This is a genomic window from Streptomyces sp. NPDC057474 (genome assembly GCF_042802555.1).
Classification (GTDB): Bacteria; Actinomycetota; Actinomycetes; order Streptomycetales; family Streptomycetaceae; genus Streptomyces.
In genome coordinates this window covers 1-10,699 of sequence record NZ_JBHVDX010000283.1, presented here as the reverse complement: position 1 = coordinate 10,699, position 10,699 = coordinate 1, and the positions used below count along the sequence as shown (strand labels likewise).

Annotated in this window: 10 protein-coding genes; 3 read left to right on the top strand and 7 right to left on the bottom strand. The window is 71.4% G+C overall.

Going from position 1 to position 10,699, the window contains the following annotated elements; all coding sequences use genetic code 11:
- Positions 1-47 precede the first annotated feature (47 nt).
- The 5 genes from ACFU53_RS42740 to fabG are packed head-to-tail and all read right to left on the bottom strand — an operon-like array spanning position 48 to position 5,551.
- On the bottom strand, positions 48-842 hold the full coding sequence (locus ACFU53_RS42740; protein WP_384005183.1) for an SDR family NAD(P)-dependent oxidoreductase: 795 nt from the start codon (positions 840-842) through the stop codon (positions 48-50).
- Positions 843-855: 13 nt separating this feature from the next.
- Positions 856-2,067 (bottom strand): acetyl-CoA acetyltransferase, encoded by a 1,212-nt coding sequence (locus tag ACFU53_RS42735; RefSeq protein WP_384005182.1) that lies wholly within the window; start codon positions 2,065-2,067, stop codon positions 856-858.
- On the bottom strand, positions 2,064-3,530 hold the full coding sequence (locus ACFU53_RS42730; RefSeq protein ID WP_384005181.1) for an OB-fold domain-containing protein: 1,467 nt from the start codon (positions 3,528-3,530) through the stop codon (positions 2,064-2,066). Before ACFU53_RS42730 ends, ACFU53_RS42735 begins: the two co-directional genes overlap by 4 nt.
- Positions 3,531-3,532: 2 nt before the next feature.
- Complete coding sequence (locus tag ACFU53_RS42725; protein WP_384005180.1) at positions 3,533-4,771, bottom strand: acetyl-CoA C-acetyltransferase; 1,239 nt, start codon at positions 4,769-4,771, stop codon at positions 3,533-3,535.
- Positions 4,772-4,804: 33 nt separating this feature from the next.
- Positions 4,805-5,551 carry a 3-oxoacyl-ACP reductase FabG gene (fabG, locus tag ACFU53_RS42720; protein WP_384005179.1) on the bottom strand — a complete coding sequence of 249 codons (747 nt, stop codon included), beginning with the start codon at positions 5,549-5,551 and terminating at the stop codon, positions 4,805-4,807.
- Between the two features lie 121 nt (positions 5,552-5,672).
- Between fabG and ACFU53_RS42715 the strand changes: the two genes are divergently transcribed.
- A complete protein-coding gene (locus ACFU53_RS42715) occupies positions 5,673-6,899 on the top strand; it encodes an acyl-CoA dehydrogenase family protein (RefSeq protein WP_384005178.1) in 1,227 nt (408 codons plus the stop codon).
- Positions 6,900-6,947: 48 nt separating this feature from the next.
- Here ACFU53_RS42715 and ACFU53_RS42710 read toward each other — a convergent pair whose 3' ends face one another.
- Together ACFU53_RS42710 and ACFU53_RS42705 are read right to left on the bottom strand one after the other, a co-directional pair.
- Positions 6,948-7,532, bottom strand: coding sequence for a DUF2889 domain-containing protein (locus ACFU53_RS42710; protein ID WP_384005177.1), 585 nt, complete (start codon positions 7,530-7,532; stop codon positions 6,948-6,950).
- Positions 7,529-8,356 carry an enoyl-CoA hydratase-related protein gene (locus tag ACFU53_RS42705; protein WP_384005176.1) on the bottom strand — a complete coding sequence of 276 codons (828 nt, stop codon included), beginning with the start codon at positions 8,354-8,356 and terminating at the stop codon, positions 7,529-7,531. The genes ACFU53_RS42710 and ACFU53_RS42705 overlap by 4 nt, the downstream gene beginning before the upstream one ends.
- Before the next feature lie 169 nt (positions 8,357-8,525).
- Here ACFU53_RS42705 and ACFU53_RS42700 point away from each other — a divergent pair, with 169 nt between their 5' ends.
- Positions 8,526-9,329, top strand: coding sequence for a FadR/GntR family transcriptional regulator (locus ACFU53_RS42700; RefSeq protein WP_384005175.1), 804 nt, complete (start codon positions 8,526-8,528; stop codon positions 9,327-9,329).
- Between the two features lie 152 nt (positions 9,330-9,481).
- On the top strand, positions 9,482-10,663 hold the full coding sequence (locus ACFU53_RS42695; protein ID WP_384005174.1) for an amidohydrolase family protein: 1,182 nt from the start codon (positions 9,482-9,484) through the stop codon (positions 10,661-10,663).
- Positions 10,664-10,699 lie beyond the last annotated feature (36 nt).

The window sequence follows — 10,699 nt, the reverse complement described above, 5'->3', positions numbered from 1 at the left end:
GGGTGGCGCCTCCGACCATCTTTACCAGAGCGCCTGGGGCCCTCGCTTCACGCGTCGCGGAGATCCGCGACGTCCGGCTGATGGGACAGCAGCCCGCCGTCCACGCGCAGGGTGTGCCCGGTGACGAAGGCCGACTCGTCGGAGGCGAGGAAGACGACCGCCGCGGCGACGTCCTCCGGCCGCCCCAGGCGCGGGGTGAGGTGATGGCGGAGCATCGCCTCCCGGATCGCCCCGTGGGCCGAACCGGAGCTGGCCGGCGTGACGATGAACCCGGGTGCGATCACGTTGCAGCGGACGCCCTGTTTGCCGTACTGGGTGGCGACGTACTGCGTGAGGTTGATGATGGCGGCCTTCGAGGCGCCGTACGCGGGATTGCGCAGGTCGCCCGCCAGGCCGGAGCCGGACGAGGTGTTGATGATCGAGCCGCCGCCCCGGGCGATCAGGTGCGGCACAGCCGCCTGGATGGCGACCATGGTCCCGCGCAGGTTGATCCGCATCGTGTCGTCCCACACCGCCGGGTCGGCGTCCACGACGGCGAGGTCCTGGCGGGCGGCCAGGTGGGTGGCCGCGGCGTTGTTGTGCAGGACGTCGAGGCCGCCGTACGTCCCGACGGCCGCGGCCACCATGGCCCGTACGCTGTCGATGTCGCCCAGGTCGACGGTGACCGCCGTGGCGGAGCCCCCGGCGGCGCGGATCTCCTCCGTCACCGCCTCGGCGCCGTCGGCGTTCAGGTCGGCGACGACCGTGTGCGCACCCTCGGCCGCGAGGCGGCGCGCGGTGGCCGCGCCGATGCCGGACGCGGCGCCCGTGACGACGGCGACCTTGTCCTCAAGTCGTCCCATGGCCGAACCGCCCTTACTGGTCGCTGAGTTGGCTGCCGACGACGGAGACGAAGGAGACGCACTCGCCCGGTCCGCCGCCGAGGTTGTGGGTCAGGGCCAGTGAGCGGCCCTCGGCGAGCGACTTCACCGTCCGCTCCGGCGGGGCCTCGCCCCGCAGTTGCAGCCACGCCTCGAACATCATGCGCAATCCCGAGGCGCCGATGGGGTGACCGAAGGCCTTCAGTCCGCCGTCGGGATTGACCGGCAGCGAGCCGTCCAGGTCGAACGCCCCACTGGTGACGTCCTTCCATGCCTGGCCGCGCTCGGAGAAGCCCAGGTCCTCCATCAGCACCAGCTCCGTGGGCGTGAAGCAGTCGTGGACCTCGGCGAGGGCGAGTTCGGCGCGTGGGTCGGTGATGCCCGCCTGCCGATAGGCCTCCTGGGCGGAGGCGACGACCTCGGGAAAGGTGGTGAAGTCGTACTCCGGGTCGAGCAGACCGTCCGCCGGACCGGCGACGAAGGACAGCGCCTTCACGAAAATCGGCTTGTCCGTGTACTTGTAGGCGTCCTCGGCGCGTACGACGATCGCGGCGGCCGAGCCGTCGGAGACCCCCGAGCAGTCGAACACGCCCAGCATGCCGGCGATGATCGGGGCCGACCGGATGCGCTCCGGCGGGACCTCCTTGCGGAACTGGGCGCGGGGGTTACGGGCCCCGTTGACGTGGTTCTTCCACGCGATCCGGGTGATGACGTCCTTCATCTCCTCGTCCGCGAGGCCGTACTTGGCGGCGTAGGCGGGGGCGAGGAGGGAGAAGTTGGCGGGGGCGGTGATCTCGCCTCGGCTGTCGTCGCCCGCGCCCGGGATGGCGGTGCCGGAGAGCCCGGACATCCCGGAGTCCTTGAGCTTCTCCACGCCGACGGCCATCGCCATGTCGTACGCACCGGAGGCGACGGCGTAACAGGCGTTGCGCAGGGCCTCCGAGCCGGTCGCGCACATGTTCTCCACGCGGGTGACCGGCTTGTTGGGGAGGCGGAGGGCCCGGCTCAGGGTCAGTCCGGAGACGCCGGAGGCCTGGGTGCCGAACCAGAACGCGTCGATGTCGTCGAGCGTGACGCCGGCCGAGGTCACCGCCTCGCCCACGGCGTCCACCAGCAGATCGTCGGCCGAGCGGGTCCAGTGTTCGCCGAAGGGCGTGCAGCCCATGCCGACGATCGCGACCCGGTCCCGGATTCCGTGCGAGCTCATCCGCGTGTCTCCTCGGTGTCGTCGGTGTCAACGGTCTCGTCGGTCCCGCCCGAGCGCACCGGCCGGGCCTTCCAGAAGTAGTTGTGGACGCCGGCGGCGGTGACGGTGCGCCGGAACGTCATCTCCACGCGGGCGCCGATGGCCGCGTCGGCCTCGGTCGCGTCGGTGAGCTGGCAGCGGAACCGGCCGCCGCCGTCGTAGTCGACGACCACGACGAGCATCGGCGGGCTCGGCGTGTGGGCCAGCCGGTCCACGGTGAACGTGGCGACCGTGCCGCGCACATGCTCCATCGGCTCGTCGGTCATGGCGTCGACGCTCCGGCAGGAGACACACACCCGGTCCGGCGGCAGATGCCGGGTGCCGCACTTCTCGCAACGGGAGGCCACGAACCCGTACTTCCAGCCGGCGCGGCGGTGGGCGGGCGGGGCGTAGGGCGGCTCGGGGTCCGGCCGGCGGGGCGGTTCGCGGTCGAGCAGTCCGCGCCAGGTGAGATAGGTGGCATACGGCATCGGGGCGCCGCCCGCGGCGATCTGGGCGGCGACCGGGCGGACGCTGCGGTGGGCCGGGAGCGCGTCGGTGGTGCGCAGCAGGAGGACTCCGGCGCCGTCGCCGAGCACGACGAGCGCGATGGTCTCGCCGGGTCCGGCGCGGTCGAGGACGTCGGCGAGGAGCAGGCCGGGCTGGGCGGTGCCGGCGTTGCCGATGGCGGCGGCGAGGTCCGGGGTCACGGCCTCGGGCCGGGCGCCCGCCGTACGCCGGACCGCCGCGCACGCGCGTGCGTGCAGGCCGGAGACGACGAGGTGGTCGATCGCCCCGCGCTGCAGCCCCGCCTGGTCTAGGGCGGCGGTCAGCGCCTTGTCCGCGAGGGACACGTAGATCTCCTCGGCGAAGCGCTCCTCCCAGACGCGGGAGGCGGGGGCGCCGGGCAGGCGCCAGCGTTCGAGGATCTCGTCGCTGACCGTGTCGTGGGCGAGGAGTTCTGCGATGACGGGGGCTCCGTTGCGGTGTCCGCCGAAGACGAACGCCGCCGCGCCGTCGCCGCCCGCGAGTTCGTCGGCGCCGCCTGGGAGGCCGGTGCGCAGGTCGGACAGGACCGTCAGGGTCGGGATCGGGGAGCGGGCTCCGGTCACCAGCGCGCCGAGGCCGGAGCGGACGGAGCCGGCCATGTCGGCGGCGAGTACGTGCTCGTCGAGGCCGAGCGCGGCGTGCACGGCGGTCGCGTTGGTCTTGTCCAGGTAGGCGGGCGCGGCGGTGGCGAGGAAGAGCTGGCCGATGCGGGGGCGCAGTCCGTCGCGGGCCAGGGCGGTGCGGGCCGCCTCGACGGCCATGGACGTGGTGTCCTCGTCGTAGCCCGCGACCGCGCGGGTGCCGCGTCCCGCCGGTGTTCCCAGCGTGGCGGCGACGTCCGCGCGGGCCAGGCGGTGGTACGGCACATAGGCGCCGTATGCGATCAGTCCGGCCATGTTCAGCGTCCTCCTGTGGCGTGGGTTGCGTACGTCGGCCGTTCGAAGACCGCGGCGAGGCCCTGGCCGCCGCCGAGGCACATGGTCTCCAGGCCGTAGCGGGCCTGGCGGCGGTCGAGTTCGCGCAGCAGGGTGGCGAGGATGCGGCCACCGGTGGCGCCGACGGGATGGCCCAGCGAGATACCGGAGCCGTTGACGTTGAACCGTTCGAAGTCGGCCTCGGTCAGGGCCCATTCGCGGGTGCAGGCCAGCACTTGGGCGGCGAAGGCCTCGTTGAGTTCGATCAGGTCGATGTCGGCGAGCTTCAGACCGGCCCGCTCCAGGGCCCTGGCCGTGGCGGGCACGGGCCCGATGCCCATCGTCTCCGGCGGTACGCCGACCACGGCCCAGGAGACCAGGCGGCCCAGGGGGCGCAGGCCCAGCTCGGCGGCGCGCTCGGGGTGGGTGACGACGCAGATCGCGGCGCCGTCGTTCTGGCCGCTGGCGTTTCCGGCGGTCACGGTCGCCTCCGGGTCCTGACGGCCGAGCACGGGACGCAGCCGCGCGAGCTTTTCCAACGAGGAGTCGGGGCGCGGGTGTTCGTCCGTGTCGACGATCGTCTCGCCCTTTCGGGTGCGTACGGTGACGGGGACGATCTCGTCGGCGAAACGGCCCTCCCGCTGGGCCGCGACGGCCTTCTCGTGGGAGCGCAGGGCGAGTCGGTCCTGTTCCTCGCGGGGGATGCCGTACGCGCGCCGCAGGTTCTCCGCCGTCTCCAGCATGCCGCCGGGTACGGGGTGGTTGACACCGCCGGACGTGACGCGGCCGCGGGCCAGCCGGTCGTGCAGCGTGGTGCCCGCGCCGCGTACGCCCCAGCGGACGTCGGTGGTGTAGAACTCGGCCTGGCTCATGGACTCGACGCCGCCGGCGAGGACGAGGTCGCTCGCGCCGGTCTGCACCTGCATCGCGGCGGTGATGATCGCCTGGAGCCCGGAGCCGCAGCGGCGGTCGATCTGGAGTCCCGGTACCTCGACGGGCAGACCGGCGTCCAGGGCGGCGACACGGCCGATGGCGGGTGCCTCACCGTTGGGGTAGCACTGGCCGAGGAGCACGTCGTCGACCGCTGTGGGCGGGATGCCGGTGCGGTCCAGGACGGCCCGTACGAGGGTGGCCGCGAGCTGGGTCGCGGTGACGTCCCGGAAGGCTCCCCCGTAGCCCCCGACCGGGGTTCGTATCGGTTCGCAGATCACCGCGTCACGCATCCGTCATACCTTTCGTCAGCGGGTGCAGGGGGCTCACATGTACCGGCCGCCGGTCACCTCGACCACGGCTCCGGTGATGTAGCTCGCCATGTCGGAGGCGAGGAACAGAACGACCTGGGCGACCTCGGCGGGTTCGCCCGCGCGGCCCAGGGGGATCTCGGCGAGCTTGGCGTCCCAGGCGGCCGGGGGCATCGCCTCGGTCATCGCGGTGCGGATCAGGCCGGGCTGGACGGCGTTGACGCGGACGCCCGCCTTCGCCAGTTCCTTGGCGGAGGCTTTGGTGAGGCCGACGAGGCCGGCCTTGGCGGCGCTGTAGTTGGTCTGCCCGAAGTTGCCGACCTTGCCGGCGATGGACGAGATGTTGACGATGCTGCCGCCCTGTCCGTGCGCCCGCATCGCCTCGGCGGCGTACCGGGTGCCGTTCCAGGCGCCGGTGAGGTGGACGTCGACGACGGCGCGGAAATCGGCGAGGGGCATCTTGCGCAGGGTCGCGTCACGGGTGATCCCGGCATTGTTCACCATGACGCCGACCGGGCCGAAGGTGTCGGCGCAGTGGGCGACCAGGGCGGCGACCTCGTCCTCGTCTGTGACGTCGCAGCGCAGCGAGGCGGCGGGCACACCGTTCTCGGCGAGGCGTGCGGCGGCCTCGGCCGCGGCGGCCTCGTTGATGTCGCCGAGGACGACCCGGGCTCCCGCGCCGCCGAGGACACCGGCGATCTCGAAGCCGATGCCCTGTGCGCCGCCCGTGATCACCACGTTGCGGCCGTCCAGCAGTCCCATGTCAGCCCGCCCCTGGCTCGACGCTATTCCTGTTAAATAGATAACCTATTATGCTGAAACAATCAATACAGCGATCAAGTGATCAGCTGTGCGGGACAGGGCCGACGAGGAGAGATCGCAGGTGGACATCAGCTACCCCCCGGAGACCGAGACGTTCCGTGCCGAGGTCAAGGCGTTCCTGGCCGGGATACTGCCGCCGGACTGGAAGGGCATCGGCGCCCTGGACGAGGAGGCGGCCCGGGCCTTCGCCGGGGACTGGCGCCGCCGGCTCGTCGAGCGCGGCTACCTCTCCCTCACCTGGCCCGAGCGGTACGGCGGCCGCGGCCTGTCCAAGCTCCACCAGGTCGTCCTGATGGAGGAACTCGCCCTGGCCGGAGTGCCGTTCGGGGTGCCGCAGGACACGTTCGGTGTGAAGATGCTGGCGAACACGCTGCTGCGCTGGGGCACGGAGGAACAGAAGAGCCACTTCCTCCCTCGCATCCTCAGCGGCGAGGACACCTGGTGCCAGGGGTACTCGGAGCCGGACGCGGGCTCGGACCTGGCATCCCTGAAGACCCGCGCCGCACGGGACGGTGAGGACTGGGTGATCGACGGCCAGAAGGTGTGGACCTCCGGCGCCCACCACAGCGACTGGATCTTCGTCCTGGCCCGTACGGACCGCGAGGCGTCCAAGCACCGCGGCATCTCCTTCCTCCTCGTCCCGCTCGACCAGCCCGGCGTCGAGGTACGACCGTTCCGCATGATGAGCGGGCAGCTGCACTTCAACGAGGTGTTCTTCGACGGAGCCCGCACCCGTGCCGATCTCGTCGTCGGCGGCGTCGACAACGGCTGGACGGTCGCCCAGAGCCTGCTGGGAGTGGAGCGCGGCGAGGAGGCGGCGACCAACCCGATCCTGTTCCGGGCCGAGGTGGAGCGTCTCGTCGAACTGGCTCGCCTCCACGGCAAGGACCAGGACCCCGTCATCCGGCAGCGGATCGCCTGGTGCTGGTCCAAGGTCGAGATCATGCGCTGCCTCGGCTACCGCATCCTCACCGGCTGGCTCAAGGGCGCGGAGCCGGGTCCCGAGTCGTCGATCGCCAAGCTGTACTGGAGCGAGTACCACACCGAGGTCACCGATCTGGCGATGGACATCATGGGCCTGCACGGCCAGGTCCCGGCCGGCCGGCCGCCCCTGCGCACCTACCGTGCCGACGACCCGGGCGCCGCGAACTCCTCCGCGTCCTGGTCGACGACATATCTGATCGCCCGCTCCGGGACGATCTACGCGGGGACCTCGCAGATCCAGCGGAACATCCTCGCCGAGAAGGTGCTGGGGCTGCCGCGCGAGCCGCGGGTGAACGCCGGATAGGGGGCTGGGCAGGTCGAGCCCCGGCCGGTCAGGGCGAGTCCCGGCCGGTCAGGGGTGGCCGGGGTGCTCGAAGGTGTCCAGCTCCGGGACCGGTCGCGGGCCTGTGCCCGGGCGCCAGCCCGCGTCGAGTTTGCGCAGGCCCACGCCCTCCGGCGCCCAGATGTGGCAGCTGTTCAGCACGCCCGCGGTGGCGCGCGGGTTGTGGACCGGTGCGTCGCTCGCGGCGCGGCGGCGGCGCGCGCCCGCCGAGATGGCGGCCTGGACCGTCGCGGGTCCGAGGACGCGGGTCAGCTCGTAGAGGTGGGTGCAGCCGGCGACCCCGCGGAAGCGTTCCTGGATCGCCCGGTTGTATCCGGCGGCGACGCTCAGCCCGACGAGGCCGTCGAAGGCGGGGGTGATCAGCGGGCACTCCGTGTGCGGGAACTCCCGCATGCGCGCGTCGGCGGCGGTGATCACCATGTCCGCGAGGCGGACCCGCACCGCGAGTCCCATCCGGTGGACGACTCCGCCCGGGGGCGCCTCCCAGGGCCGCTCGTCGCACAGTTCCGCCTCGACGGAGATCTCCTCGACGCCGTACGCGTGGGCGGTGACGGTGATCGTACGGCGGTGCAGCGGGAGCCCGGCTCCGGTCATGAGGAGGCCTCCGCCGGCTCCGACGCGGACTCCCCCAGCCCCGCGAACTCCGGCTGCCGGCGCTCGATGAAGCTGAGCACGCCCTCGCGGTAGTCCGGGGCGCGCTTGGCCACGGCCAACAGGGCGGCCGCACTGTCGCTGCTCTCGCCGAAGGACCTCGCCTGGTCGTCGGCCAGCTGCCGCTTGATGAGGGACATCGCGTACGGGCTGGCCGAGCGGGCCAGGTCGGTCGCGTACGCGAGGGCCGCCGGGAGGAGTTCCTCGGGCTCGACCAGGCGGTTGACCAGGCCCATCGCATGCGCTTCCGTCCCGGTGATCCGGCGCGAGGACAGCAGCAGGTCGGCGGCGTTGCCGTAGCCGACCAGTCGGGGCAGGATCCACGAGACGCCGTCCTCGGCCACCAGGCCGCGCGCGCTGAAGGCGGCGGCGAACTTGGCGTGCGGCACGGCGAACCGGACGTCGCACATCAGCGCCTGGTTGAACCCGATGCCCGCGCAGGCCCCGTTGACGGCCGCCACGACGGGCTTCGGGAAGGTCATGGGGCGGGTGCGCGGGGGCAGCTGCCCGGTGGGCCACGGCCGGGCGCCGGACGACGCCCCGTCCAGCACGCTCATGTCCATCCCGGGGCAGAAGCCGCGCCCGGCGCCGGTGAGCACCAGGGCCCGGACCCGCGGGTCCGCCTCCGCCCGGTCGAACAGCTCGTTGTAGAGCAGCTCCATCTCCAGCGTCCAGGCGTTGTGCCGCTCGGGCCGGTTGAGGGTGAGGAGCATGACCCCGTCGTCGGTGAGTTCGGTGAGGATCACCGGGGCCGGGTTCTCGGTCATCGAGGTCACTCCCACGGGGTCCGTCGAGTTAATAGATAGATGAATCATCTATATACCCACTGACCGTCCGGGCGCCAGATCCACTCCCCCGGGGGAAGATCCACCCATCCCTTGACCTGGTACCCTCGATGCACTAAGACGATTCATTTTGCTATATGAGGAGCCCACCGTGGCCGGAGCAGCCCGCGCAAGCGAAACGGCGGCCGTGCCCGCCCCCTCCCGCAGCCGCGTCGGACGCCAGGTGCGGGTACCGAAGACCGCCGAGCTGGTCGCCGCGCACCTGCGCCGCCAGATCGTCCGGGGCGAACTGAACCCGGGCGACGCGCTGCCGCCGGAGTCGGGACTGATGGAGCAGTTCGGCATCTCGCGGCCGACCCTGCGCGAGGCGTTCCGCGTCCTGGAGTCGGAGTCCCTGATCACGGTACGCCGCGGCGCCCACGGCGGCGCCCGGGTCAGCGCGCCCGACGCGGATGTCGCCGCCCGCTACGCCGGCCTGATCCTCGAATACCGCGGCGCCACCCTCGGCGACATCTACCGCGCGGCCGCCGTCATCGAGCCCCCCTGCGCCCGCCAGCTCGCCACCAAGCACACGCCGGGCGACATCAAGCGACTGCGTGACGCGGTGGCGGCCGAGAAGGCCGTCCTGGACGACCCGCTCGCCCTGGTCGACGCCCAGGACGCCTTCCACGCGCTCCTGGTGGAACTCACCGGCAACCAGACCCTGATCCTGCTGTGCAGCATGCTGCGCAACATCATCGACCGCGCCAACGCCTCGTACACCGCGGCCGCCACCGACGCCGAGACCCAGAAGGCGCAGGCCCTCAAGGGGCACCGGGCGCACGTACGCCTGGTCGGCCTGATCGAGTCCGGCAAGGGCGACGAGGCCGAGAAGCTGTGGCAGCGGCACATCTCCAGCGCCGACGACGTCGTGAACGCCGCCGGACCCAAGACGGTGCTGGAGCTCATCGACTGACCCGCCGCCCGACCGACCCGCCGCCCGACGCTACGGCGAGCCCCTGCCGCGCCGGCCACGAGTCTCTCCTCGATGACCCCTTGCCTCCGAGAAACAGTTAGATAATTATAGGAGGCGTACTGAATAGCTCCTGGGGTCCGGAGGCGACGGCCATGGCCGAACAACGCAAGCGAATCTTCGACTGCGACCAGCACATGTACGAGGAACGGGACTCCTTCACCCGCTACCTCCCGAAGGAGTTCCTCGGCTCGGCGGTCGCACCGGTGACACTCCCGGACGGCCGGGAGGTGATCCTCGCCGGGGACCGGATCGTCGTCTGTCTCGAACCGGAATTCGGGCAGGTCTACCGCCCGGGTTCACTGAAGGAGATGCTCAAGGCGATGGCCTCGGGCAATCCGGAGGAGACGTACCAGTTCGAGCCCATGCACGAGTCGTACCAGAACCGCGAGTCCCGGCTGCGGGTCATGGACGAGCAGGGCCTGGACCAGACGATCATCTACCCGGGCGGCTGGGCACTGGTCGCCGAGGAGTACGTCAAGGGCGTGGAGCCGCTCTACGCCAACTACCACTCGTTCAACCGGTACATGAACGAGGTCTGGGGCTTCGACCACCAGAGCCGCATCTACGCCCCCGCCCTGCTCTCGCTGCGCGATCTGCCCAGTGCGGTCAAGGAGTTGGAGTACGTCCTGAACCAGGGCGCCCGCTTCATCCTGCTGCCGACCGGGCCGGTGTACGGCCGCTCGCCGGGCGACCCGTACTTCGACCCGTTCTGGAAGCTGGTGAACGAGGCGAAGGCGAGCGTCTGCTACCACATCAGCGAGTTCTACTACAACTCGCAGGTGGCCCCCTCCTGGGGCTTCGACCCGAACCCCATCCACTTCCGGATGTCGGCCTGGCAGTGGCAGAACACCTACGGCCAGCGCCCCATCGAGGAGACGCTCTCCGCACTGATCTTCGACAACCTCTTCGGGCGGTTCCCCGACATCAACATCCTGGTCTCCGAGTTCGGCTCCGAGTGGGTGCCGCACTTCGTCCGCCACATGGACAAGAGCCGGGGCATGGGCCGCAACGGCCCCTGGATCGGCGGGCAGTTGGACGAGCGCCCCAGCCAGGTCTTCCGCAAGCACGTCCGGGTGGTGCCCTATCCGGAGGACGACATCGTGGGCGTCGTCAAGCGGCTCGGCTACCACGAGTCCATCGTCATGGGCTCCGACTTCCCGCACGCGGAGGGCCTGGCCGCCCCCGGCGACTTCCGCAAGCTCATCGCGGAACTCGACGAGTCCGCCCAGGACGACATCATGTACAACAACGCCCAGCAGCTGATCAGCCGCTGAGCGTCGTGGCACCCCCGCCTGGCGGCGGGCCCGGTC

Coding starts and splice junctions, on each gene's coding strand:
- ACFU53_RS42725 (WP_384005180.1), bottom strand. CDS start 4,771: ATGCGTGACGCGGTGATCTGCGAACCGATACGAACCCCGGTCGGGGGC.
- ACFU53_RS42730 (WP_384005181.1), bottom strand. CDS start 3,530: ATGGCCGGACTGATCGCATACGGCGCCTATGTGCCGTACCACCGCCTG.
- ACFU53_RS42735 (WP_384005182.1), bottom strand. CDS start 2,067: ATGAGCTCGCACGGAATCCGGGACCGGGTCGCGATCGTCGGCATGGGC.
- ACFU53_RS42740 (WP_384005183.1), bottom strand. CDS start 842: ATGGGACGACTTGAGGACAAGGTCGCCGTCGTCACGGGCGCCGCGTCC.
- ACFU53_RS42710 (WP_384005177.1), bottom strand. CDS start 7,532: ATGACCGGAGCCGGGCTCCCGCTGCACCGCCGTACGATCACCGTCACC.
- fabG (WP_384005179.1), bottom strand. CDS start 5,551: ATGGGACTGCTGGACGGCCGCAACGTGGTGATCACGGGCGGCGCACAG.
- ACFU53_RS42695 (WP_384005174.1), top strand. CDS start 9,482: ATGGCCGAACAACGCAAGCGAATCTTCGACTGCGACCAGCACATGTAC.
- ACFU53_RS42705 (WP_384005176.1), bottom strand. CDS start 8,356: ATGACCGAGAACCCGGCCCCGGTGATCCTCACCGAACTCACCGACGAC.